This is a genomic window from Roseivivax sp. CAU 1753 (assembly GCF_054482575.1).
The window spans coordinates 101,270-124,075 of record NZ_JBTLRF010000008.1; the positions used below are offsets into that span (position 1 = coordinate 101,270).

General features: G+C 58.8%; 24 protein-coding genes and 1 pseudogene. 16 read left to right on the top strand and 9 right to left on the bottom strand.

The window, feature by feature from the left end; genetic code table 11:
• Positions 1-51 precede the first annotated feature (51 nt).
• Positions 52-1,119: a helix-turn-helix domain-containing protein gene (locus ACXYMN_RS15970; RefSeq protein ID WP_459014677.1), complete on the bottom strand. Its 1,068-nt coding sequence runs from the start codon at positions 1,117-1,119 to the stop codon at positions 52-54.
• A 226-nt stretch (positions 1,120-1,345) separates the two neighbouring features.
• On the opposite strand from ACXYMN_RS15970, the gene ACXYMN_RS15975 reads away from it, so the two are divergent.
• The 7 genes and pseudogenes from ACXYMN_RS15975 to ACXYMN_RS16005 all read left to right on the top strand — a co-directional run bounded on the left by ACXYMN_RS15975 (position 1,346) and on the right by ACXYMN_RS16005 (position 10,213).
• Positions 1,346-2,239, top strand: a complete 894-nt coding sequence (locus tag ACXYMN_RS15975; RefSeq protein WP_459014678.1) for a recombinase family protein — start codon at positions 1,346-1,348, stop codon at positions 2,237-2,239.
• A gap of 1,224 nt (positions 2,240-3,463) precedes the next feature.
• A complete protein-coding gene (gene repA, locus ACXYMN_RS15980; RefSeq protein WP_459014679.1) occupies positions 3,464-4,645 on the top strand; it encodes a plasmid partitioning protein RepA in 1,182 nt (393 codons plus the stop codon).
• A gap of 2 nt (positions 4,646-4,647) precedes the next feature.
• The gene (gene repB / locus ACXYMN_RS15985) at positions 4,648-5,619 is read left to right on the top strand and encodes a plasmid partitioning protein RepB (RefSeq protein WP_058314142.1); all 972 of its coding nucleotides are present in this window, start codon (positions 4,648-4,650) and stop codon (positions 5,617-5,619) included.
• 273 nt (positions 5,620-5,892) lie between these two features.
• Complete coding sequence (gene repC, locus ACXYMN_RS15990; protein ID WP_058314163.1) at positions 5,893-7,188, top strand: plasmid replication protein RepC; 1,296 nt, start codon at positions 5,893-5,895, stop codon at positions 7,186-7,188.
• 145 nt (positions 7,189-7,333) lie between these two features.
• Positions 7,334-8,428, top strand: coding sequence for a Fic family protein (locus ACXYMN_RS15995; protein WP_025042397.1), 1,095 nt, complete (start codon positions 7,334-7,336; stop codon positions 8,426-8,428).
• 331 nt (positions 8,429-8,759) lie between these two features.
• A pseudogene (locus ACXYMN_RS16000) lies at positions 8,760-9,235 on the top strand (hypothetical protein).
• A 39-nt stretch (positions 9,236-9,274) separates the two neighbouring features.
• Positions 9,275-10,213 (top strand): ArdC family protein, encoded by a 939-nt coding sequence (locus ACXYMN_RS16005; protein WP_025042398.1) that lies wholly within the window; start codon positions 9,275-9,277, stop codon positions 10,211-10,213.
• A gap of 46 nt (positions 10,214-10,259) precedes the next feature.
• Here the strand turns inward: ACXYMN_RS16005 and ACXYMN_RS16010 are convergent, their stop codons facing one another.
• Genes ACXYMN_RS16010 through ACXYMN_RS16020 form a run of 3 tightly spaced genes read right to left on the bottom strand, consistent with a single transcriptional unit; the run spans position 10,260 to position 11,811 of the window.
• Positions 10,260-10,901: a LysE family translocator gene (locus ACXYMN_RS16010; protein WP_201039606.1), complete on the bottom strand. Its 642-nt coding sequence runs from the start codon at positions 10,899-10,901 to the stop codon at positions 10,260-10,262.
• A complete protein-coding gene (locus ACXYMN_RS16015) occupies positions 10,901-11,404 on the bottom strand; it encodes an anthrone oxygenase family protein (RefSeq protein WP_025042399.1) in 504 nt (167 codons plus the stop codon). Before ACXYMN_RS16015 ends, ACXYMN_RS16010 begins: the two co-directional genes overlap by 1 nt.
• Complete coding sequence (locus ACXYMN_RS16020) at positions 11,404-11,811, bottom strand: hypothetical protein (protein ID WP_025042400.1); 408 nt, start codon at positions 11,809-11,811, stop codon at positions 11,404-11,406. Before ACXYMN_RS16020 ends, ACXYMN_RS16015 begins: the two co-directional genes overlap by 1 nt.
• Positions 11,812-11,897: 86 nt before the next feature.
• Between ACXYMN_RS16020 and ACXYMN_RS16025 the strand changes: the two genes are divergently transcribed.
• Genes ACXYMN_RS16025 through ACXYMN_RS16035 form a run of 3 tightly spaced genes read left to right on the top strand, consistent with a single transcriptional unit; the run spans position 11,898 to position 13,273 of the window.
• Positions 11,898-12,494 carry a TetR/AcrR family transcriptional regulator gene (locus ACXYMN_RS16025; protein ID WP_025042401.1) on the top strand — a complete coding sequence of 199 codons (597 nt, stop codon included), beginning with the start codon at positions 11,898-11,900 and terminating at the stop codon, positions 12,492-12,494.
• 28 nt (positions 12,495-12,522) lie between these two features.
• A complete protein-coding gene (locus tag ACXYMN_RS16030) occupies positions 12,523-12,825 on the top strand; it encodes a chorismate mutase (RefSeq protein WP_025042402.1) in 303 nt (100 codons plus the stop codon).
• 43 nt (positions 12,826-12,868) lie between these two features.
• The gene (locus ACXYMN_RS16035) at positions 12,869-13,273 is read left to right on the top strand and encodes a hypothetical protein (RefSeq protein WP_459014680.1); all 405 of its coding nucleotides are present in this window, start codon (positions 12,869-12,871) and stop codon (positions 13,271-13,273) included.
• 90 nt (positions 13,274-13,363) lie between these two features.
• Here the strand turns inward: ACXYMN_RS16035 and ACXYMN_RS16040 are convergent, their stop codons facing one another.
• A complete protein-coding gene (locus ACXYMN_RS16040) occupies positions 13,364-13,561 on the bottom strand; it encodes a hypothetical protein (RefSeq protein WP_459014681.1) in 198 nt (65 codons plus the stop codon).
• A 705-nt stretch (positions 13,562-14,266) separates the two neighbouring features.
• On the opposite strand from ACXYMN_RS16040, the gene ACXYMN_RS16045 reads away from it, so the two are divergent.
• From ACXYMN_RS16045 to ACXYMN_RS16070, 6 genes are all read left to right on the top strand, one after another.
• Positions 14,267-14,656, top strand: a complete 390-nt coding sequence (locus tag ACXYMN_RS16045; RefSeq protein ID WP_025042405.1) for a DUF3768 domain-containing protein — start codon at positions 14,267-14,269, stop codon at positions 14,654-14,656.
• Positions 14,657-14,813: 157 nt separating this feature from the next.
• Positions 14,814-16,796, top strand: a complete 1,983-nt coding sequence (locus tag ACXYMN_RS16050) for a ParB/RepB/Spo0J family partition protein (protein WP_025042407.1) — start codon at positions 14,814-14,816, stop codon at positions 16,794-16,796.
• A 72-nt stretch (positions 16,797-16,868) separates the two neighbouring features.
• Complete coding sequence (locus ACXYMN_RS16055) at positions 16,869-17,462, top strand: hypothetical protein (protein ID WP_025042408.1); 594 nt, start codon at positions 16,869-16,871, stop codon at positions 17,460-17,462.
• 102 nt (positions 17,463-17,564) lie between these two features.
• The gene (locus ACXYMN_RS16060; RefSeq protein WP_037239996.1) at positions 17,565-18,218 is read left to right on the top strand and encodes a DUF6927 domain-containing protein; all 654 of its coding nucleotides are present in this window, start codon (positions 17,565-17,567) and stop codon (positions 18,216-18,218) included.
• A 124-nt stretch (positions 18,219-18,342) separates the two neighbouring features.
• Positions 18,343-18,669, top strand: coding sequence for a type II toxin-antitoxin system PrlF family antitoxin (locus ACXYMN_RS16065; RefSeq protein ID WP_148057222.1), 327 nt, complete (start codon positions 18,343-18,345; stop codon positions 18,667-18,669).
• Entirely contained in the window at positions 18,666-19,184 is a 519-nt protein-coding gene (locus ACXYMN_RS16070; protein WP_008282927.1) for a type II toxin-antitoxin system YhaV family toxin, read from the top strand. The genes ACXYMN_RS16065 and ACXYMN_RS16070 overlap by 4 nt, the downstream gene beginning before the upstream one ends.
• 323 nt (positions 19,185-19,507) lie before the next feature.
• Here ACXYMN_RS16070 and ACXYMN_RS16075 read toward each other — a convergent pair whose 3' ends face one another.
• From ACXYMN_RS16075 to ACXYMN_RS16090, 4 genes are read right to left on the bottom strand one after another with little or no spacing between them, the layout of a single operon-like run.
• Positions 19,508-20,881, bottom strand: coding sequence for a TRAP transporter large permease (locus ACXYMN_RS16075; RefSeq protein ID WP_321174746.1), 1,374 nt, complete (start codon positions 20,879-20,881; stop codon positions 19,508-19,510).
• Positions 20,871-21,392 (bottom strand): TRAP transporter small permease subunit, encoded by a 522-nt coding sequence (locus ACXYMN_RS16080; RefSeq protein ID WP_242649946.1) that lies wholly within the window; start codon positions 21,390-21,392, stop codon positions 20,871-20,873. The genes ACXYMN_RS16075 and ACXYMN_RS16080 overlap by 11 nt, the downstream gene beginning before the upstream one ends.
• 37 nt (positions 21,393-21,429) lie before the next feature.
• Positions 21,430-21,939 (bottom strand): signal peptidase II, encoded by a 510-nt coding sequence (gene lspA / locus ACXYMN_RS16085; protein ID WP_339640045.1) that lies wholly within the window; start codon positions 21,937-21,939, stop codon positions 21,430-21,432.
• Positions 21,936-22,784: a cation transporter gene (locus tag ACXYMN_RS16090; protein ID WP_339640047.1), complete on the bottom strand. Its 849-nt coding sequence runs from the start codon at positions 22,782-22,784 to the stop codon at positions 21,936-21,938. The genes lspA and ACXYMN_RS16090 overlap by 4 nt, the downstream gene beginning before the upstream one ends.
• Between the last annotated feature and the right edge of the window lie 22 nt (positions 22,785-22,806).

Sequence of the window (22,806 nt, forward strand, 5' to 3'; positions counted from 1 at the left end):
GTAATCAGAGCGCTCGAAACTGGAACAGATTTCGACTGGCCGCTGGTCGGCCTAAATCGCAATACTCCACATCCGAAACCGTCCCTGCCCCGTCACTTCACGGATTAGACCCTTCGCTTCCATCCAGGCGAGATTGCGTTGAGCGGTGGCGCGGCTAGCACCGATCCACATTTCGGCCATCGGGGCGGAAACGAGGGGCCATTCGGTCAGCAGGGCGCTCAGGACCGGCGGTGTCTTGCCTGAGAGCGTTGACATCTCTGCTTTGGCCTTCGCTGACCATGATTGGATATCGTCGAGGCGCCGCATCGCCATGAGGATAGCTGTCTGCATCCCCTCGAGCCATTGTTTAAGGCGCTCTGCCGATGGCCCACTCGCGCGCAGGCCCCCTGCCCCGCCCATTGCCAACGGTGCGAAAATTGCCCCGTTTCCCTCGCTAGCCGCGATGCGCGCGGCCGTGACCGCTGCTTCCACCCGATCGCCCTGCTGCCCAAGGCCCGCAAGACTCCAGAGATGAAACCCCATGCAGGCGCGGGTGATCGGATGAAGATCGGCGGCCTGTTTCATCAAATCCAGCCAACCGCTCGCGCGATCGTCGAAGCGCTCGGCATTTTCATCGATGTTTTCAGGATCGCGGCGGTCGAGGAAGGCTGCGATATCGACTATCGGGTCAGGACCGCCTGTCAGTCGCCGAACGGCCCATCCAATTCGCGCCAAGGCATTTGGGTCATCTTGTGCGCCTGACAGGCGCATAGAAATCCATAGCGCCAGACGATCCGGGCCTACGCGATCTCCTGCAAACCAGCTCAGGTCTGCCGCCTCGATCAGTGCCAACCTATGCAGCCAGCCTTTGGGCGCGCGAGCCAATCGGTCATCGAGCGCACCCAAGCGCCCGGCCACCCTTGCCAGAAGCGCAGCCTGATCCGCTTCGGCCCTTGCCCAGTCATCAATGAGGCCCTTTTCCGGCTGTCCCGCCCGAGGTCCGGGAGGCCGGTAATCCGGTTCCTCTTCGATCGGGCCCGGCAGGTACCAGAGAACTTCTTCCGAAGCATCCTCATTCCCCTCTCCGATGTCGAGGGGTTCGTCGAAATCTTCAGGAATAATAGTCGATTGTGGCATCATATGTGCAAAATACAGATTATTTGCACATTACCCAAGCTGTTTTGTGACCGTCGACAATGCTCTTTACACATTACGTGCGCGCGACTGCCGACGGAACCTTTCAGATCGCGATCAATGCAAGGAAACCAGGGGATTGTGCATCGGCACAATGAGAAAACACTTGCTTGCATTCGTTTGTAAACGGTCGTTTAGTAGTGACACCTAAAATTGCAAACGGTCCGTTTTCATGTCCCTGATCGGCTACGCCCGCGTTTCCACTGAGGATCAGACCCCCCTGCCCCAGTCTGAGGCCCTGCAAACTGCGGGATGCGTCGAGATATTCGAAGAGCACGCCTCAGGCGGCAATCGCGCGCGTCCTGTGCTTGCGCGCGTACTCGAACGTGTCCAGAGCGGCGACACACTGGTTGTCGTGCGGATCGACCGGCTTGCGCGGTCTCTGTCGCACTTGCTGGAGGTGATCGAGCGGCTGGAGGCCAAAGGTGCCTTCTTCCGGTCCCTACAGGACCCGATCGACACTGCATCGCCGCAAGGCAAGTTCACGTTGCAGGTTCTGGGTGCCGCGGCCGAATTCGAACGTGCGCTGATCCGCGAACGCACCAAGGCCGGGCTGGCCTCGGCACGCGCCAAAGGGCGCGTAGGCGGCAACCCTGGGCTTCGCGCCAAGGACTCCGCCGCGCTGCGCAAGGTGCGGCTGGCGCGACAGGACGGCTACATGGAGCGCTTGAACGAGACCGCGCAGGATTGGGTGCCCCACGTGCGCCGCTTGCGGCCGGATATGGCCTGGGAAGACGTGCTGCGGATTATCAATGCCCCCCTGCCCCACGACCGGCACTGGACCCAAAGCCGCCTACTCCGTGCTGTGAAAGCCTATGTCCGCGACGGTTTTCTGCCTGCTGAGGTCCTAGCCCGCGCCGGACGCCGCGATACCGACGATCGCCTGCCTGCCATCGTGGCCGGCATTAAGGGCGCGGACCCCGACATCACTCTTCAGGCAATCTGCGACCGGCTTGAGTCGATGCGTGAGCGCACCCCTCGAGGCCGCACCAGCTGGCAGCCTTCCTCTGTGAAGATGCTGCTGGAGCGTGCTGAAAAGCTGGGGTTGCTGAGGTCCGCGCACTAATCGCAACCTTGTAAATCTTCCACGCCATGGAACGATTGCATTGTTGCAGCGCACTTTGCGGGCAGGTGAATGGGTTCACGAAGCGCAACAGATGTTCCACGCGCAATCCGTCGTGCATTTCCCCGCTCCAAAATGCTGGCACCCGGCGATCAGTGGGCCAGACACAAACGCCGTACTATAGACAGATAGATGATATGTCTCTGCCGGGGCGCAACCTACCTAATGCGTTTTGACCTGCAAACCCTCGACCGGGCACGAACCTGTGGTGGCGTCGAGTAAAGGTACGGTGCGCTCCCAACGGTTTCGACTTGTCTCCAGTAGCTGACAATCGATTTAGCCAAGACCGGGACAATGATCGAGGTCCCTGCCCTAGTATTTCTCGACGACGGTTCCTGAACCTGGATCTTCGGAAAGTATCAGCCATCGATCATTCTACGCGGATCATCTGAACAACAAAACTGGGCGCAATCTGCCCTCAGAGAATCGGTGACGGGAGCCATAGGTTGTGCTGAAGCAAAAACGTGGTCCGCGGTTGCTTTCCAGTGGTCTTCGAAGCCGTCGAGTGAGCGCATCGGCTTCTTTGAGTGCTGAACTTATGATCCCTGAACAATCTCTTGAACCCAGAATGTCACGGATCGCACCTCCTCCTTCTATGATTTGGTCTCATCGTATAGGTCTCGCGGTTAGGTGAGGCGTGGTTGAATTGGTCCTGTCTACGCTGTGCTTTGTGCCGGATACTGTTCCCGCGACGCGAGAAGCCGCGATGCCCCCTACCCTGCTGGGGATCATTGACGCCTCAGACAACAGGGCCTTGTGCATCCATGCGCATGAAGTGCGTTTGATCTGATCGTTTGGGCCCGGCACCCAAGTATCAATGTAGCTTTGAATGTCGATCCAATTGGGCCTTGGGTTTGCCGTAAGTCTGTCGGTGCGTTGTCCGATCCGGCCTGAGTTCGCTGTATCTCTCGCTAATCGGATTTTCGGTCAAGACACCATTGAGAAACCGTGCGCTAGCGACACCCAGTCTGCGCCAGATGCACTCGTGAACCACAATTTTGTGAGTGCTGTTAACAGCTGTTAACTCGGGAAGGTGCGTGGCTTCCCTAGTAGCGCTTTGGTTCAACAGCACAATTTGTGGATAAAATCCTTGACTTAACAGGGTGAATCACGGCCATTAGAGTCAAGTTGCGCAAATAAGCGCGTTCGAGCAGAGAAATTGCAACTATGTTTCAGACGGCACCCATCGAAGCGGCGTCCCAATCCGAGCTTACAAGCCAGATGGCCGCGCGTCTACACACCGCGCTCACGACGCATCTTCAACAGGCCTATGCGCCCGATCAGCGTAAAAATCTGAGACTATTCAGCGCAACAGAGACTTCTGACCTACTCGGCGTGACCGGTCAATTCTTGCGCAAGTGCCATAGCGATGGGTCGTTGCCTGAGCCGAAAGTCATCAAGAACGGACGGCGCTTTTATTCCGGGGAAGAGATCCTGCAAGCGCGCCATTTCCTGGAGGCAAGCTCTCGAAAGCCGGGTAAGTATCTTCCTGGGCGTCGCGAGGGTGACAAGCTTCAGGTTATTCAGCTGATGAACTTCAAAGGTGGATCTGCAAAGTCCACCTCTGCGATCCATCTGTGTCACTACCTTGCTTTGAGTGGTTACCGGGTGCTGGCGATTGACTTGGACCCACAAGGGAGCCTCACTGGCTTTTGCGGGATTCAAACTGAACTGGAGTTTGAAGGCGCTTCGATTTACGACGCACTTCGTTATGACGATCCAGTACCGATGTCGGAAGCTGTTGTGGAAACCTATTTCCCTGGATTGCACTTGGCACCTGCCCGCCTTGTGCTGAGCGAATTTGAGACTGAAACAGCGGTCAATGCAGGGCGCGGTGTTGCGTTCTTTGAGAAGCTCAGTCTGGCGATCCAGTCCGTTGAGAGCGACTACGATGTAGTGGTGATCGACAGCCCGCCAGCTCTCGGATTCTTGACTTTGACCGGCCTCTACGCTGCGACCTCGGTCATCGTGCCGATGACGCCGAGCATGCTCGACCTTGCTTCCACCCAGCAGTTTGTCGAAATGACTTCTGCTTATCTTGGTGTGATCGAGGACACGGGCGTCAAACTCGATCATGATTTTTTCTCCTTCCTCATCACGCGGGACGATCCGAGCGATATCCCAAGTCAGCAGATCGTGAGCCTAATGCGCGCTCTGTTCCAGGATCGTGTCGTTGGGGCGACCGGACTACGTAGTACGGCTATCGGCGACGCATCGATGCTCAAGATGTCGATCTACGAGGTTGCGCGCTCCGAGATGACAAGGTCGACCTATGATCGCGCAAAGAACAGCATGGATGCGGTTGGTTCGGAGATTGCGGGAATGCTTCAAAAGGCTTGGGGGCGGTAATCATGGCAATGGGTAAAAACAAAACCGGCATCATGGCTGCGATAACTGCGGCGACTGAGGGGTCGAAAGACGGGGCTTCTGATAGAGCTCATCGAACATTGCCGAAAGGAACTATCGGCTCTGTTCGTGCGGGTCTCGGCGGCATTCAGGAAATCGACGCCAACTTGATCCTTGCTTGGGGTCCGAAAGACCGACTGGATATTGAGTTAACAGCTGTTAACAGCGCCGCACCGAATGAATCGATCAAGGATCTCGCAACCAGCATCGCTGATGCCGGGCAGCAAGTCCCGGTGCTTCTACGTCCTTCGAAGGATCGTGACGGGCATTTTGAGATCATCTACGGCCAGAGACGAATACTTGCGTGCCGCTATCTGGGGATACCAGTGCGGGCTCTGATACGGACGCTCGATGATACCGATGCATTGATGGCGAAAGGCCTCGAAAATGCCGGCCGCGCGGAGCTGAGCTACTATGAACGTGTCCGGTTCGCGCACGCGATCCTGGAGCAGGGCTACTCGCGTGCGGAGGCGTGTCAGGCTTTGGCTATCAGCAAGAACACTCTTTCGCAGCTTGAGCGTATCAATCGGCTAGTGCCCTTGGCTGTCGGTGAAGCCATCGGCGCAGCTCCAGGGGCAGGGCGCCCGAAATGGACCACACTCGCAACGGCGTTTGAGAAAGTACAACTCTCGGAGGAGGGTGTTCTGGGTGTTCTTGGTCAATCTGGTGATCTCGATTCCGACGGACGGCTGGACCTCGTTCTCAAGGAAATTGGCAAGCGAGGTAAGCAAGAACGATCTGTCGAGGAGCGCTCGCCCGTTCCCGGTGTGCAGATCAAAAGTGGTAAATCGGGGCTCTCAGTCACCGTCAAGCGGGCAGGGGAAAACACGAGATTCGCGAATTGGCTGGATCAGAATCTGGACCAGCTCATTCAGGATTCCTTCGATCGGTTCCAATCAGAGAGCCACGAAGGATAGCGGCGGTTAACAGCTGTTAACCGCCAAAACAGAGGCAACGAGCAAAAAGGAGAACGGCACCAAAAAGAAAACCCTCGAAACCGAAGTCCCGAGGGCTGCTGCGCACAAGGCGCGATTTGTTTTCACACCACAATCCTAGCAGCCCGCGAATCGCTAAACAACGAAAAACGTCTTCGGGCGAACAGGTTTTCTGTGCCTAGCTAAAAAATGAAAAAATTCAATGATGCTCCGCATGGAGCGACTGGGACAGTCATGCCTCAGAACGGTGGAGGTATGTCCAATATCAACCAACCCTCGGGGTGGCGCAAAGCGACGGCCGGACTCGCGGTCGCTGAACAGCACGCACAAGCTGGTGAAAGAGCAGCCGTGCCCAAGACACGGGCCTTTGTTGCCGTGAAACGCGTTGGTGCGCATATTGGCCTCAAGGCTGGCGACGTACTGCTTCTCGACACGCTTGGGGCCTTCACTCGGGCCCAGGACTGGGAAGAGGGGCAGCGTCCGATCGTCTGGGCGTCCAACTCTTACCTGATGGAGCAAACAGGCTTCTCGCTCTCGGCGCTCAAGCGCCATGCACGGCGCCTGGCTGAGATCGGCGTGATAGCCTTCAAGGACAGCCCCAATGGCAAGCGTTGGGGCAACAGGGACGCAGAAGGCCGTATCATCGAGGCCTATGGCTTCGACTTGTCGCCGCTCTCGGCTCGAGCCGAAGAGTTTGAGCAGCTACACGCAGAACTGCAGGCCGAGCGCGAACTCTGCCAGCGCCTGAAGCGCCAGATCACGGTTGCGCGCCGAATGATCCGCGCCAGGATCGAAGCGGCCCTCAGCGGCGCTCTGAGAGGCCCCTGGACACAGCTCTCAAGCCTCTTTGAGGATCTTTTGGACCGCCTCCCACGCCGGAACACGGCCTCTGAGACGCTTGCGCGGCTTCTGGAATGGTTCAGGGAGCTCCAGGAGCGTGTCGATGCGACCTATCTCAAGGCAGCTCGAGCGGATGAAGTTGTGGAAAACACGCCGGCAACCACTGAACAAGGGCTTCAAAAGACTCAAGAAATGGACCCCAGGGAGGTCATTTCTGATCCTCATATACTAATTACAAATCAACTTAATCCTGTAACCTGTAATTCCTCAGAAAAAGAGGAAGCGGCGAGCGTGGTGCCAAATGCGCCACCGGAAGAGCGAGTTGATAGGGAGTTGGAAGATTGGGTGGCCGAAACGCGCAAGAAGCGCGGGGCAGCTCTTGATCTGCCGACAGTCATGCAAGCCTGTCCTGAATTTGCGTCGTGGGCGCGCAATATGGGCGGATATCTGAAGGATTGGGGCGATCTGCACCGTGTTGTGGGGCAGTTGAGGCCGATGATCGGCGTTTCTGAACACGCCTGGAACCTCGCGCAGGACCGACTTGGGCCACAAATCGCGACTGCGGCGCTGGTTCTCACGTTCGACAAGCATTGCGCCGGCGAAGTGGCGTCACCGGGCGGATATCTGCGTGGGATGGTCGAGAAAGCCGGGGCAGGGGAGCTGCATCTCGAGCGCAGCTTCTATGGTCGATTGAGCGGGCAGGCTGCATAATGGGATGGGGACGCAGTTTTTGCACGTTGAGAGTTCCAGGTGGGGCATGCGGAGATTGCCGCCTGTATTCTCCGCAGATTTTGCGGCAGTTATTGTTGTCTTGACGAGATTATGTGGTATAATCTCCGCAAGGAATGCGCAAAATATGACCTACATTCACGAAATCACTGACTGGCCGCAGTTTTCTTGGGACAAGGCCAAGCTGTCTTCACAACTTGCCGCTGTCCGCCACCGACAAGGCAAGCTCTTGGGACGCATGGAAGGCCTTGGCTTTGATCTTCGCAATGAGGCGATGTTGCGAACTCTCACCAGTGATGTCGTCAAGAGCAGCGAGATCGAAGGCGAGACGCTCGACAAAGATCAGGTTCGGTCGTCTATCGCAAAACGGCTGGGGCTCGAAATCGGCGGGCTGATCCCGTCTGATCGCCATGTCGATGGGGTCGTCGAGATGATGCTGGACGCGACGCAAGCGTATGACCAACCCCTGGACGCAGAGCGATTGTTCGGCTGGCATGCCGCCCTTTTCCCAACCGGGCGAAGCGGAATGACCCGGATCACCGTGGGGCAGTGGCGGATCGGCCCTATGGAGGTTGTTTCAGGACCTATGGGTCGTGAACGCGTGCATTTTGAGGCGCCGGGAGCAGCACGGCTTGATACAGAGATGGGGCGGTTTCTGACCTGGTTCAATCAGGTCCCTGACACGGATCCAGTTGTTCATGCCGCAATTGCACATCTGTGGTTCGTCACGATCCACCCCTTCGACGATGGCAACGGGCGCATTGCGCGTGCGATCGCGGATATGGCGTTGGCTCGATCCGAACGCAGTTCACAGCGGTTTTACAGCATGTCGACCCAAATCCGGCAGGAGCGGAGCGCCTATTATGATATGCTCGAGACGACGCAGAAGGGCGGGCTTGATGTCACGACTTGGCTCATTTGGTTCCTGAATTGCCTCGACCGCGCATTTGATGGCGCAGAGATCATTTTGGAGGCTGTGTTTCAAAAGGCGCGGTTCTGGGAGAAATACGCAACGGCCAACATCAACGACCGCCAGCGGGACATGCTTAACCGCCTCCTCGATGGGTTCGAAGGAAAACTCACGACGTCGAAATATGCGAAGATAGAGAAGTGTTCGCAGGACACCGCATATCGCGACGTCCTCGACCTGATCGACTTGGGAGCACTTGAGAAAGATGACGCTGGTGGACGTAGTACCAGCTATTCGCTGTCAGCGAAGTGACGAGGCTTGTCGCATCCGGTGCTCAGGACAAGCACCGCTAGGATATGTCAGACAGTCACCAGAGAAGATTGCCGATCTGAGGCTTGCTATAATTCATTGATATGAATTGTAAAAATAGAACTTTTAGGTGTGGTCTTACCGATATTCGTTGCCGATCCGGAATTTCTGCGTGCAATGAAGAAAACTGGGGCTGTGCCGACCCCTGAAGTTCTTTTCCCGGGCTGGTGGGGCCTGGAAAAGTGAAAGTACCCTTCGGGTTTTGCGACTGACGGATGAGGGCCTTTGGGGTCCCTCAGACGGGTCCGGGCCGGGTTCCGGTCTGTCTTTCCTGATGAAGGGCATTCCCATGCAAACAGGTGTCTTGCGCGTGCTGCGCGCGACCGCCGCCTCCTGGTGGCGGCACAAGGAACTGCGCCGAACTGGCCAGCTGAAACTGGCACGGCGGCTCGAACGCGAGACCGTGTTGCGCGTTCTCGTCCATCTCAGGCGGGCGGCGACATTTCCGAACGCCCATGTGATCTGCGGCGATGGCGGGACATTCATCCATTTGGGTTGGACCACAGTGTCGACCTTCGCGCCGATCGAGCGCTTTCCCTTGGCCGCTCTTGCGGTCGCACGTGGCACGCCGTTCGACCCGTCACCGATGTCATCGCTTTCGCGAACCTCCCCCGCGTAACACGGGGAGGATCGGTCAATCCTGAGCCATGGGTTTCTGGCAGGTCCGTCTCGCTGACCACTTACATTAACATGGTCGAAAAGCTCGGGGCCACGATCGCGAGCGATCCACGCACCAGTCGCTCAACCTGATCCCCAATTATTTCACCAACACTCGAAAGGAGGCCAGCCATGGCCCGTTCCCGCACGCCCAAATTCGATGCCTCCGAGGTCATCACAAACGAAATCATCCGCATCATCGAGCGCGGCGTCCTGCCGTGGCGCAAGCCATGGACCGCAGGTGGCAGCTCTCGTCCACTGCGCGTGGGCGGAGAACCCTACCAGGGAGTGAACAACTTCCTGCTGACTATGCGCACCGTGATGGCGGGCCATAGCTCACCTTTCTGGATGACGCTGCCGCAAGCCAATGCGTTGGACGCAAAGGTTCGCAAGGGCGAGAAGTCCTCTGTCGTCGTTTACTACGGTCAAAGCCGGAGGGACGCCGGCGATGAGGATGACCGCAGCGACGGGGATGATCGCTCCGAGGAGGCCCGCGTCTTCCGCTTCCAGAAATCCTACCGCGTGTTCAACGCCTGCCAGATCGAGGGCTTGCCCGACAGTTTCTACCCCGACCCGGAGCCAGCGCCCGAGTATCCGCCGTCCGAGCCCATCCCGCACATGCAGGCGTTTTTCGATGCCATCGACATCACGACCGTCTTCACAGGAACAGAAGCGTACTATTTGCCGCCCGTGGACAAGGTCTACATGCCGTCCATCACGCGGTTCCAGGACCCGCGCAACTTCTACGGGGTCTGGGCCCATGAGCTGGCCCATGCCACGAAAGCCCCCCATCGACTGAACCGTGATTTCGGGTTCTCGAAGTTTGGCAACACGTCCTATGCGCGCGAGGAGATCGTCGCGGAATTGACCTCGGTGTTCCTGGGGCAGACACTCGGCTTCACGGCGCATACGCTCGAGATGAATGCTGCCTACCTCCACAACTGGTTGCGCGTCCTTCGGTCGGACAAGGGCGCGATCTTCCGCCACGCCGCCGATGCGCAGCGCGCCTGTGACTACCTGATCGCCAGATCGGAGGCGGGCAGGGTAGGGGAGGGCGCTCGGGCCGCTTGATTGCTCTGTTCGGCAGGAGCGCCTAACCCCTGTATGGGGCCTGTGGCTACACGTCGCTGCGTCGTACTAGCGCTAGGGCACATCCGAGGATGATGAGCAGGCCACCGCAGGTCCGGTCCAGCCACAGCGCGCCACGGTTACTCAGAAATTGTACCGCCTTTGCTCCTAGTCCAGCATAAATGGCCATCACAGCCACATCGACGGCGATAAAGACGAGTGCGAGCCGGGCATATTGCATCAACAATGGTTCTGACGGGTTTAGGAACTGGGGCAGGAACGCGGTGAAAAACAGGTAGCCCTTGGGGTTCGTCACGGCGACCAGAAAACTCTTGCGAAACAGCGTCAGCCTGCGCGGGGATGCGCCCTTGCCTTGCCCGTTCTTTTGCCCGGGAACCGGCCCCATTTCCCCCGCGGACCGCAACATCTGAACGCCAAGCCACACTAGATAGGCGACGCCTGCCCATTTCACGACGTTGAACAGAACCGCTGATGTGGCAAGAACGGCGCCCAACCCTAGACCGGCCGCGGCGATAAGGACCCCGTCGGAAAGGGCGGCGCCCATGATGCCGAAAATTGCGGAGCCAATTCCAAACCGGGATCCGTTGGACAGGGCCAAAAGAACCGTCGGCCCGGGCGTCACCACGACCACCACGGCCAGCAAGGCGAAAGTCAAAAGCGAGATGTCCATCAGTCTGTCTCCGGGGTAAGGGCAAAAATGGCAAGGCCGGTCAGAAGCAGGGCAAAGCCACTGACAAGGGTTCTGAGCGTATTCCAGAATTGCCAGGGCGTGGAATAGACCTGCCATATGTCGGCAGCCGCGGCGCTGTCTGCCGGGACGGTTACTTGCGCCAGCGCTTCATTCATCGGCACGTTAACCATGGCAGTGACCAGCAGCGCCCCTGCGACGTAGATCACTGCACCTGCCAAAAACAGGGCGGCTGCCCTGCACCTGTTCTGCCGGGCCGCGATGGCGGCGGTCAGAGCCAGAATGACGGGTGTCAGGAAGAACGCCGGAAAGAAGACGGGGTTGCGGACGGAGGCGTTCATCGCCTGCATCGCCGGGATGGCGACCCGGGGGTCGGCGGCATCGAGACCCCACATCGTCGAGCAGACCCAGGCATAGAAGAACCCGAAAATGGCGCCCATGCTCAGAAGCGAGAGCATCGACATCGGGACAAGAAGTCGGGCCATCAGGCCGGTCCGTCGCATGGTGTGGCGGTCTTGTCCGTGCCATCTTCATGACGGGATGCACTCAGAACGCGGGCAAAGATCACGATCGCCGCGAGTTGGCCAAGGATCACGGCAGGCCAGATCAGGGCAAACTGCGCATCGAAGTATTTCTGCGGCCCGAATGAGACCAGGGCCATTAGCGCCGCCATCACGCTCAGCCCGCGCCCGGTGGCGCTTGATAGCGGCTGCACGATCATCGCGGAGAGGGCGACGGACACCGAGGCGCCGAGAAAGGGGGCGATGCCGAACAGCGGCGTCGCCACAGGCGGGTGTGGCCTGATACCGGCATATAGCGCCGATAGCATTATAGATTGCAGCAGGATCAAGGTTGTGAGCGCGGCCAGGGCCTGACGGTCATGATGGGTCATGTCTTTCTCCAAAAGCGTAATTTAAGTTACGGTTGCGCATATCCGTAATAGAAGTTACGTTTGCTGTCAACACGCAGGAGACGAAAATGCGCGAAGAAAAAAGATCGCTGCGGCGACAGCAGATCGAAGACGCCGCCTATGCAGTGCTGGAAGCAAAGGGCTACGGAGGCACGTCGATACTGGGCATCGCGAAACAGGCGCGGGCCTCGAACGAGACGCTCTACAACTGGTATGGTGACAAGCGGGGCCTGTTTCAGGCGCTCGTCACGCGCAATGCGGAAGAGGTGAAAATGCACCTGGAAACCGAACTGGAGACCGATCACGACGCGATTTCCATTCTTGGCACGCTTGGACCTAAATTGCTGAACCTGCTCACCGGCGACAGGGCCGTTGCACTGAATCGTGCAGCGGCGGCGGATAGCAGTGGAGAATTGGGCGCGACCCTTTCAAAGGCCGGGCGGGAGGCGGTTTTCCCACTGCTCGAGCGGGTGCTTCTGCGCGCCCGGGATGAAGGGACGCTCATCTTCGACGATACCGGAGAGGCCGTGGCGCTTTATCTCGATTTGCTGATAGGCGACCAGCAGATCAGGCGCGTCATCGGCCGTCTTCCGCAGCCATCAAAAACCTTTTGTCAGGCGCGGTCCGAGCGGGCTGTCAGGCTCCTCCGCCAACTTCTCGGCTAAATTCAAAACTACCAAAGGAATTCAAAACATGACGACCCTTCTCGCGCCCAATGCTTGCAAGACCATGACCGATCTCCGCGCGCAAATAGACGCGATCGATGTAGACCTCATTGGCCTGCTGGTCACCAGAAGCCGCTATATCGACCGCGCCGTGGATCTCAAGAAGATCGAAGGCTTGCCGGCGCGCACAACGGATCGGGTGGCTGAGGTGCTCGACAAGGTCAGCTCAACCGCGTTCGAACAGGGCCTGGATCCGAACCTCGCACGCAAGCTTTGGGCCGAACTGATCGAATGGTCGATTCAACGGGAAGTAAGGGAGCTTGGGGAATAGTGCGATTCCGCAAGACAAAGGGCGCAGTTGGTGGGGCGGACCTATGAAGTTTATTCGCAATATCAGAGCCGCCGGGAAATTTCACAGGGCGGCGAAGTCAATGCAGGCAGGAGATTACTCGGCCGTTCTGGACCGCCTGGACGGGTTCCAAGCGCAACCATATTTCTTGGCTAAGGCGGAACTTTTTCGTGCAATGGCGCGGCATCGGCAGGACAGGTTTGCGGAAGCGGTTCACCACTATGACATCTTCCTGACGAACCATCTCGCGGACATGCCGCCAAAGGACCGTGTCTATGTGGAAGAGTACGCGAAATTTTTCAGAAGTCGTGCTCAAGCGAAGATTGATCCGTCAACGCCATTGTATTCATCGCTTGAAGAATTGAGAAAGCTTGCAGAAAACGCGCCGTTTCTCACCCGCGCCGAGTTTACGGCACTTGACGGTAAATAGGGACGAAGCGCGCGAACCATGGGGGGAGAGTCTTTTGGCGGCTTGCGGCCTCCTCGATGTCATCCTCCGAATCTGACAGCACTGTGTGCATCAGGATTCGCTCTCGTACAGGGGTGGAGCTGTTAACCTGAGGATTATCTGGTAAAGATAGTGCAACGCCACGGGCAACAGCGAGAGGGTTAGCACGCTGCTGTTCAGAGGCGCTTCAACCGCCAAGAGCGTTTCGTTGGTTGCGATGATCAATATGGCGATCAAAGCGTTGAGCTTGAGCAAGTGGCGGCGAAGCATTGGGGATACCCTTGCCTTATCGGACACGGGGACAGTGTGGTTCAGAACGTCCCGGTTACCCCAGACACCAAACGCCATCGTCAGTGCGTACCAACCGCAATAAATGCTAACCAACCGCTGGCAAAGCCAGGGCTCGGATCACCAGACCTGAACCGAAAGGACCGCGAAACTGGCGGCAATCGCCCAACTGGTGGCTTGGCGTGCGCGCCCAAATACGTGGCGTTGGCGCCGAATAGTAACTGGCAGAACCGCCCAAAGATGTGCTGCCTGTGCAAGCACCGCTGCCCAGACAAAGGCTTCGGAGTCCGGCAGGCCCACGGCCTTAAGAGTGGTCCAGATGCCGGCAAGAACCGCCGGCATAAGCAATCGCCCCGGTGAGGGTGGCGGCATATTCCGAAAAAGGAGTGATATGAACGGGAAAACGTAGCGCATTGGATTACCGGAAACCGCGTTAGCAAACTTATGCGGCAAGATTTTGGCGGTGGCCAAAATGTCAGGGTTTGTGGGTTTGGTTTCTAACGGGATTTCGAGTAGCTTGAGTAAGAAGCGGGCATTTGATGAGCCAGACGCGAATTAACGTAGTCCAACAGTTGCCGACCGTAGGTCTGTTTGGCTGAGGGTGTTTCGCTCCCTGACATCTCCACCAATCTGAAAAGTTAAAGCGGGCTTTGGGAAGGGTGTTTCAACTTCTCAAAGGAGATCCCTATGTCCATGAATGTTCAACCCCAGCCAGACCGTGCAGATCCGAGTGTGATCGCGGCGCAGAACGATGCGTTTCGCAAGCTTGCGTGCCTTGGAGTGCCGCCCGCGCGGCCCATCCAGAGCCGCATGCATGTCACCCGCGCGCTTATGGAGGCCGGTGACGGCTTCATGGCCGAGGCGGTGAAGGCAACCGGTGCGTTCGATACATTCGAGCCTGAGAATGATCCCGAGGGATGGCACGATTTCGGGGCGGTCGAGATCCGGGGTGAGACCGTGTTCTGGAAACTGGATTTGTACGAAGCGGGTTCGGAGTTTCGCTACGGGGCTGAGACCCCAGACAATCCCGCCACCACCATGCGTGTGCTGACCATCATGATGGCGCGCGACTGGTAGGCGGGGGGCAGCCTCAAGACCTATTTCTGAGCCTCCTAAGGCCCGCTGCCCCCTCAAAAGGCAAAGCGGGCCTTTTGTCCTTTTGATCTCCGAAGCCGGGGATTGGTCACGCGTTTGAACGCGCCGGCCGCAGCATAACTACCGAGAAGGACATCCCATGACCACAAGCTTCAAACCCGTATCCGTCGCTATTGGCGATCTGACTGCCCACCCCGCCAATGTGCGCAGCAACGCGCCGGAAACCTACGACCCCGAGAACATCGCCCATCTGAAAGCCAGCATCGCTGTTCTGGGTCTCCTGCAGCCGCTCCTGGTCCAGAAGCTCGACGGCAAATACGCTGTCCTCGCCGGTGGCCGACGCCATGCAGCCCTGAAGGAGCTGGTCGCCGACAAGGCCGCGAAGGGGTTCACCGCGAAGACCAAGGTCGACTGCCGCCTTGTGCCGGAGAAGTGCGACGTCACCACGGCGCTGTCGCTCGCCGAGAACATCACCCAGGCACCGATGAACGCAATCGACGAGTTCGAGGCTTTCGCGCGGATGATGGAGGTCGATGGCCAGACGCCTGAGACCATCGCAATGACTTTCGGCACGACCGTTGCCGCCGTGAAAGGCCGGTTGCGCTACGGGCTGATCCACCCCGATATCCGCGCCGCGGCCCGGGCGAAGACGATCACGCTCGACACGATGAAGGCCTTTGCCGAGCACCCGAGCCAGGAGGTTCAGCGCGAGGTCTACGAGGCGCTCACCAAGGAAGACAGCTATCTGCAGGCCTATACCGTCCGGCAAGCGCTCAAATCCCGCGGCGTGCAGGTCAGCGACGATATCGGAGCCTTCGTGCGCGCGGACTACGAGGCCCTCGGCGGTGCTGTCGCGGCTGACCTTCTGGAAGAGCATTCCGTGCTCGAGGATGCAGCACTGGTCGAGACCATCTTGCTCGAGAAGCTCGGTGCCGCTGCCGAAGAGGCCCGTATGAGGCTGGGCTTCGCCTGGGCCGATGCGATGGTGCGCTATGATTACGCGACCATGGCCGACTATGGCCGCGTCTATCCCGGCCCGATCGTGCCGGATGCATCCGCCCAGAAGCGCATCGATGAGATCACTGCCGAGCTTGATAAACTGCAGCTCCAGATGGAGGATGAGGGGCTCGAGGACGGTGCCTACAATGCCCTTTACGAGCGCGTGGACGCTCTGGAAGAGGAAGCCCGCGATCTGCAGGAGGCTTACAGCACCGAGGACCTCGCGCGGTCCGGGGTGATCGCGTCGTGGCAGGGTGGGCAGATCACGCTCCATGTTGGTCTCGTCCGCCCGGAAGACACCGTGAAAGAGGAGGGCGCGCGCGGCTCTTCGGCTAGCCCGACCGGGGAAGAGGCCCCGGACGCCGGCGAAATCACCTATCCAGCCTCACTGGCCGAGGACCTCAAGACCGAGCGGGCCATGGCCCTTGGCGCCGCGATGGCGCTGCATCCGGAAGCCACGCTCGATCTGACGCTCTTCAAGCTGGTGAGCGACGTTCTGGCCAGCGGCATGAGTGTCACGCAGGCGATCAAGATCGATGCCCGCAAGGAATACCGCAACCACGCCAAGATGGACGAGATTGACGAGACCTCCCTCGCGCAGGTGGCCGCGGCGCATGATGTGCTGGACCTCTCGTGGCTCGATGATACCCGCCCGCCCGCCGATCAGTTCGCGGCGTTTCGCGCGCTCGAAGCAGGGGAGAAGGCCAAGCTCGTCGCCTATGCCACGGCCAGCACCACGCAGTCCTGCTTCGCGCGGGACCGCCAGCGCGACAGCCTGATGCATGCGTTCGAGATCGAGATCATGCCCGATATCCGCGCGCATTGGACGCCGAACGCGGCGCTCTTCAATCGCTTCAAAAAGGCATGGCTCCTGAAGATCCTCGGCGAGGATCTGGGTCTGGCCCAGGAGGCGGTGACGCTGGCCTCGTCGAGCAAGAAGGAGATCGTCGCCTTCTGCGACAAGCTCTTTGCAGAGCCGTTCGCCACACTCACGGACGCGCAGCGCGCTGCCGTAGCCGCCTGGTGCCCGCCGATGATGCAGACCGCCGGTGTCGTCTGTGATGAGGCGGAGCCCGCCTCGGAATCTCCCGAGCCTGACAGCGAGGTCGCGCAAGCGGCCTGAGTCCTCACGCGACCCGCGCGAGGCATTTCCCGCGCGGGTCGACCCTCCCACACCCAACCGAAAGACATCCCCATGGCTATTCTCAAGTTCTCTGCGTCCGCTGTTGCGGCACAGATCGCCCATGCGCGCGCCTGCAAGACCTTCCTGCCCAACTGGAACGGGCCCGTGGACAGGCCCGCCCTGATCCTGATCGTCGGCAATGGTGTGCATCTGCGCTCAAACGGCATCGATGGCACGACCACCCGTATCGTCACCACCGAACAGGCAGATCCCTCCTTCGCCTTCGCCGACGGCATGAACCCGTTTCGGGATACCGACTGGATGGCGCAGCGCCGCATGGCGTTTCGCGATCTGACCGGCCAGTTCTACACCGACATCCTGGATGACGTGCAGGTGCTCATCGACCGGGGGCGGGGGGCGATCCGGCTCGCCACCGATGGCCACAGCATCCGCGTCTTCGTACGCCGGGCCTCGGATTATCTCATCGGCGGGACCTACGAGGTGCCCTCGGGCCTCGGCGGCACCTTCCGGGTCATCCTCAAGGATGCCTGCGATACCTTCGCGATCGTGCAGAACTGCGGCAATTGCGAGGATTTCGACGCCATGCAGCCCTACCGCGTGCCGCTCGATGCGCTGATGGAAATCGATGACCGGAGGGCGGCGTAACGCGCCCTTTCTCAAACAAGCATCGCCAATACCCTGCCAGGCCTGCGGCCCTCTCGGGACATTGACGACAACAATTTCCCCAATGAGAGAAAGGACTCTGAGATGGGATGGCTCTTCTATACCGATCGCCGCGTCCAGACCTACGCGGATGAGAAAGCGGAGATTGCCCGGCTCTGCACCTTCGAGAGCGACAGGCGCAAGACGGAACTGGTCAAAGCCTGCAAGGTGGGTTCGACTTGGTACGCGGCGGCAAAGGTCACAAGTATCGATGGCTCGCCGGTCGAGGACACGACCTATGTGACCGATGCGGATGGCTCCATCACGTTCGGTGCTGTCTTCCTCACCCGATACGATGACGGCTGCTGGGGCTACAAGGACATGGAGGAAAGTGCTGGCCCGAACGAGTCTCGTGCTCCCCTTGGGCTGATCGAGCTCCTCTCCGACCTGAAAGACCCGGACAGCTATGCTCATGCCTGGCGCCAGCGCTGCCAGGACTGGGCTGCGATCCCGGACTACGAGGAAGGCGACAAGATCAGGCTCGCAGCACCTGTGACGCTCACCGATGGCAGTACCTGCCAGATTGTCACCGCGACCCACTACAGGCGCGGGCGGCAAAAGCGCCGCTGCTACCGCATCGAGGAAACTGGTGGGCTCGTACGCCTGTCGAAGGCCTCGCTTGCGGGTTCGGAGCTGCTCAGCTCCGCGAAAGGTGCGGCTAGCCCGGTGCTGGCGGAGTTCCTGGCGGGGCGAAATTAGGTCCTGCGCCGGACGGTTCATCGACCTGCCCGGCGACAGCAGATGCTGCGGCTTGTCTTGACAAGGCAATGCAAATGCATTACCTATCGCGGGCAGCAAAGACCCTTTTCTTCAGGAGACTGCCATGACAGCCCTCGCACAAGATGTCTCGAAACTCACGGATCGGTATCAGACGACCGTGCCGGCGGGTGTGCGCAAACAGCTCAAGCTGGGCAAGGGCGACCAGATTCGTTACTGCACCGAGCCGAGTGGCAGGGTCTATATCGAGCCCGTGCGCAGCGACGAGGAAGATCCCGTGCTCGGAGCCTTTCTCGATTTTGTCGAGGCCGATATCAAGGCGCATCCGGACCGCATTCGGGCGTTCGATGGGGCTTTGCATGACCGTCTTGCAGCACTGGTCGGAGCCGTTGACGTCGATCTCGATGCGCCGCTATCGCTCGAGGATGAATGAGCGGCGATAGCGTGCCCGCCCAAGCGCCCCTTGTCGTAAACGGATGGTCGATTTATGCGCATCCGCTCTTTCTGGATCAGCTCGAAGGGCTGATTGAAGAGGTCGAGGCGCGTAAGGCACGCGATCCTAAGACCTGGCGCAAGAAAAACCCGACGAAACGGCTGGCCGCCATCTTCAAGCTGGTCACCGAGGCCATACCGGCAGATCCGGGTGCCGCCGCCTTCCGGCAAGGCGGCACACTCGGCGATCACCGCAAGCATTGGTTCCGGGCGAAATTCTTCCAGCAGTATCGGCTGTTCTATCGGTTCAACAGCGATGCGAAGGTCATCGTGGTGGCCTGGGTGAACGACGACAAGACCCTGCGCGCCTACGGCAGCAAGACGGATGCCTATGCGACGTTCAAAGGGATGTTGGAAGATGGCAATCCACCTGACAATTTCGACGCGCTCTTGAAAGAAGCTGCAGCGGCGGGCAAGCGGTTCGAAACTTCCCTTGAAGCGGTGCCCGATCGGTAAGTGGGGTCGAATGCTGGAAGGGGCAGAATCCTACGCTGAGGCTGTCCGTAAAGAGGTCGTTCTGCCCTACAATCTCCCGTCACCCTTGAGCCGAGTGAAATAAGCGACATTGGTGTGTCATATGGCTGGTACGATGAAATTCTCAGAAGTCCCTCCCTATCCGTACACCAGCCGTTCGCTGCATCGTGTACGAACTGGTAAGATGCGGACTAAGCACCATTTCGCTGCGGCTGCGCCAGTGGCCGCTTCAGCTCAATCCGAAAAAACGGTTAAACCTAGAGAACCCACAAGGGAATGCTTTCCCCCGCTGCAGGCTACATCACTCACCGCTGTATCAATTGCGGCGCATCGGCATCCCCAAGGGCCATTTCGGGCAGCCAAGTGATAAGCTGAGGAAACGAGATCAGCGCCGCGATCAATGCAATCTCAATGGCAACAAGGGGTACCGCTCCGCGATAGATATCAGACAGATTGATACCCTTCGGTGCGGCCATCTTGGCAAAGAACAGGGCATAACCGAAAGGGGGCGTCAGAAAAGACGTCTGCAACGCCAAGGCTATCAGGCCAGCGATCCAGATTTGTGCAAAGTAGGCAGAGCCGACGTGATCTGCGAAGTCGAGCTCTGAAATAATCGGCATCAGTACGGGTACAAAGACCAGCAGCACCTCGATCCAGTCAAAAACAAACCCAAGTATGATGATCACGCCAAGGAGCATGGCCAACAGTTCCCACCGGGTGAGATCGAATGCGGATATCCAGTCGAAGATCACATTTGGTCCACCAACGAGGTGGAAACTGAGCGAAAACACCGATGCGCCAAGTACGATGAAGAAGACCATCGACGTCATCGTGCTTGTCTGCACCGTGACAGAGTTTAACGACGAGAAAGACAGACGCTTTCGCGCCAGAGCAACCAAAAGCGCGCCAAACACCCCTACTCCAGCCGCCTCTGTTAGTGTCGCAAAGCCCAGAATGATGCTGAGCGGAATGGATGCGATAACCGCGACAGACGCGAGTACAAACAAGAGGTCTGACACAAGATTGGTCTTGGGTGCGTCCAGCGGGATTTCGACCGTTTTTCTCAAGGTGACCGCAAAGTAGACCGCGAAGGCCATGACCATCAGAAGCACAGGTACGATGAGGGCCACATACATCAATCCGATGCGCAGATAGAACACGTTCGAGATGAAGAACAGCATCACGGCTGGCGGGAACACGACACCCAATGCTCCAGAAGCTGCGACAGCGCCTCCTGCGGTTCGCGGTGCGTAGCCCGACGCCATCATCGGGGCATAGGCCACCAACGCCACAGTTATGACGGAAGCACCGATCACCCCGGCGGCGGGCGCAAGAACGAGGCCGATCAGCAAAGTCGCAATGGCGTAGCGACCGGGAACGCCTGTCAGAAGACGCCCCAGCAAGCGAAACATGGTTTCGGCAACGCCGCTGGCATTCAGGATCAGGCCAAGAAAAATCAGCATTGGAACGCTGGTGAATTGGACTGATTCATTGGTCAGTACACCACGGGCCCGCAGGTAGATCAGCCCCAGATGCTGAAAATCAGTGATCCCCACCCAAACCGCAGCGACAAACCCCAAGAAGCCTGTCCCCGCGAGCACCAGCGCCACCGGAAAGCCACTGAAAACCCCAATCGCCATCACGACAAGCATGGCAACCGTGAGGACCTCATTCACCATTGTGCAGGCCGCTTGCTTGGTCCGGTGCGCCTTGCGCACGTCTCCCTGCCAGAAAGCCGATGTTGCGAAGGGCGACGATCATCCCCGCAAAAGCCAGCAAGATGGGGCCTATGACCCCCGCTATGCGTTGTGCCCACACTTGGGTCTCGGCGTATTTTGTGGTGCGCATCAGGCCGTCCCATCCGTAGTAGGTCAGGATGGCGGCGAGCGGCAGAAGGACAAAAAGGCCGCCAATCAGTTCGATCCAAGCAATGCGGCGGGCGGACCAATGTCTGCGAAGAACATCAACGCGCACGTGACCGTCGCGCAGATAGGTATACCCAAAGGTCAAGAAAATTAGGATGAACAGCAGTGACGTGGACAGGTCCGGCAAATAGCTCGACACGCCAAGTTGTAGCTTGCGATCCAGCATCTGAAGCGCGCCATAAGCAGCAATCGAAACAACTGTCAGCCACGCAGTCACGACGCCGATGCCGCGAATGCCACGGTCAATCCAATCCAAAAATCTCAAGCCGAATTCCCTCCCAAAGTTCTTTGCCTGTTAGCTGTTATCCCCCCGTGACATCTCCCTTGCGATTGTCTTGTTCCCGATTTTCCGGCCTGACTTTCGAGGCGCGAAAGCCGTCCCAGAACAGCAGTGCCGCCCCACAAAAGATCGCCACGTCAGCCAAGTTGAAGGACGGCCAGTGGTATGACCCGTAATGGAAGTCGAGAAAGTCAGGGACGGCCTGATAGCGCAGCCGGTCGAAGACGTTGCCGAGCGCACCGCCGATGATCATACCGAGAGCAGCAGCCGTCAGCCTATCTAGCGCGCGCCACAACCAGATCAGCAGCCCTGCCATGATCGCGGTAGCAAGCGCGATGAGACCCCACCAGGGTACGATCCCGCCGAGCATACCGAAGCTGACGCCATCGTTCAGAACACGAACGAGATTGAGAAAGGGCAGAACCTCGACCCCATGTTCAAGCGCCGGGGTGTTCAGGGCAAGCGCCTTGGTGCCCTGATCGAGACCGAAAGCTGCAATCGCACAGAGCCCACCCAGAACGCGGTTGTTCATGCCGCCGCCTTCAGATCGGCCCGCGCGTCGCGGATGATCGACCAGGAAGAATGCAGGAATAACCCGGCGATGCCGAAGGCGACAATGAGGTCGGGCCACGCGCTACCCAGCCAAACCACCAGACCGGCCGCGACAACGACTGCCGCATTGCCAATGGCGTCGTTGCGCGAGAACAGCCAGACGGCACGCATGTTCGCGTCCCCCTTCCGGTACTGCAGCAACGGCAGCACGGAGATGACATTGATCACAAGAGCAATCAGGCCCAGAAGCCCCATCAGCGTGGCGTCTGGGGTTGTCGGCTCGAATGCCCGCATGATGGTTGTCCCAAAGACGCCAAGACCAAGCAGGGCAAGGAAGATGCCCTGGATCAGGGCCGACCGCGCCCGCCAGAGAAGACTCCAACCGATGGCCAGCAGGCCGAGGAAGGTGATCGCGCCATCACCAATAAAATCCAGCGCGTCGGCCTTCACGGCCTGTGACCCGGCAATGAACCCGCCGATCATTTCAAGAACGCCATAACCAACATTCAGGATCACAACGATCCAGAGCGCGCGGCGATAGCCAGGGTCCTGATGGGCCGTACCTTGCTGAATATCTTCGTCGCTCTCGATGCGGTCAAACCCATACCCTGTTGTCTCGACGGCTTTTTCAATTTCCGGCAAGCGCGCTTCGGGAGCTGTCAAAGTCATTATGTGCGTTGCAGTAGACACTTTCACGGCGTCAGGCGCGATACCCGCAGATTGCGCCGCCCGCTCGATCTGGGCGGCATCCTTGGCGCAATCCATGCCGGAAACGCGGTAACGAAAGGATGGGATATCTGCTATCGCGCTTTCTGCGTTGGCCATGATCGCAGTTCTCCTGCTAAAG

Coding starts and splice junctions, on each gene's coding strand:
- ACXYMN_RS15970 (WP_459014677.1), bottom strand. CDS start 1,119: ATGATGCCACAATCGACTATTATTCCTGAAGATTTCGACGAACCCCTC.
- ACXYMN_RS15975 (WP_459014678.1), top strand. CDS start 1,346: ATGTCCCTGATCGGCTACGCCCGCGTTTCCACTGAGGATCAGACCCCC.
- repA (WP_459014679.1), top strand. CDS start 3,464: ATGTTTCAGACGGCACCCATCGAAGCGGCGTCCCAATCCGAGCTTACA.
- repB (WP_058314142.1), top strand. CDS start 4,648: ATGGCAATGGGTAAAAACAAAACCGGCATCATGGCTGCGATAACTGCG.
- repC (WP_058314163.1), top strand. CDS start 5,893: ATGTCCAATATCAACCAACCCTCGGGGTGGCGCAAAGCGACGGCCGGA.
- ACXYMN_RS15995 (WP_025042397.1), top strand. CDS start 7,334: ATGACCTACATTCACGAAATCACTGACTGGCCGCAGTTTTCTTGGGAC.
- ACXYMN_RS16005 (WP_025042398.1), top strand. CDS start 9,275: ATGGCCCGTTCCCGCACGCCCAAATTCGATGCCTCCGAGGTCATCACA.
- ACXYMN_RS16010 (WP_201039606.1), bottom strand. CDS start 10,901: ATGGACATCTCGCTTTTGACTTTCGCCTTGCTGGCCGTGGTGGTCGTG.
- ACXYMN_RS16015 (WP_025042399.1), bottom strand. CDS start 11,404: ATGGCCCGACTTCTTGTCCCGATGTCGATGCTCTCGCTTCTGAGCATG.
- ACXYMN_RS16020 (WP_025042400.1), bottom strand. CDS start 11,811: ATGACCCATCATGACCGTCAGGCCCTGGCCGCGCTCACAACCTTGATC.
- ACXYMN_RS16025 (WP_025042401.1), top strand. CDS start 11,898: ATGCGCGAAGAAAAAAGATCGCTGCGGCGACAGCAGATCGAAGACGCC.
- ACXYMN_RS16030 (WP_025042402.1), top strand. CDS start 12,523: ATGACGACCCTTCTCGCGCCCAATGCTTGCAAGACCATGACCGATCTC.
- ACXYMN_RS16035 (WP_459014680.1), top strand. CDS start 12,869: ATGAAGTTTATTCGCAATATCAGAGCCGCCGGGAAATTTCACAGGGCG.
- ACXYMN_RS16040 (WP_459014681.1), bottom strand. CDS start 13,561: ATGCTTCGCCGCCACTTGCTCAAGCTCAACGCTTTGATCGCCATATTG.
- ACXYMN_RS16045 (WP_025042405.1), top strand. CDS start 14,267: ATGTCCATGAATGTTCAACCCCAGCCAGACCGTGCAGATCCGAGTGTG.
- ACXYMN_RS16050 (WP_025042407.1), top strand. CDS start 14,814: ATGACCACAAGCTTCAAACCCGTATCCGTCGCTATTGGCGATCTGACT.
- ACXYMN_RS16055 (WP_025042408.1), top strand. CDS start 16,869: ATGGCTATTCTCAAGTTCTCTGCGTCCGCTGTTGCGGCACAGATCGCC.
- ACXYMN_RS16060 (WP_037239996.1), top strand. CDS start 17,565: ATGGGATGGCTCTTCTATACCGATCGCCGCGTCCAGACCTACGCGGAT.
- ACXYMN_RS16065 (WP_148057222.1), top strand. CDS start 18,343: ATGACAGCCCTCGCACAAGATGTCTCGAAACTCACGGATCGGTATCAG.
- ACXYMN_RS16070 (WP_008282927.1), top strand. CDS start 18,666: ATGAGCGGCGATAGCGTGCCCGCCCAAGCGCCCCTTGTCGTAAACGGA.
- ACXYMN_RS16075 (WP_321174746.1), bottom strand. CDS start 20,881: ATGGTGAATGAGGTCCTCACGGTTGCCATGCTTGTCGTGATGGCGATT.
- lspA (WP_339640045.1), bottom strand. CDS start 21,939: ATGAACAACCGCGTTCTGGGTGGGCTCTGTGCGATTGCAGCTTTCGGT.
- ACXYMN_RS16090 (WP_339640047.1), bottom strand. CDS start 22,784: ATGGCCAACGCAGAAAGCGCGATAGCAGATATCCCATCCTTTCGTTAC.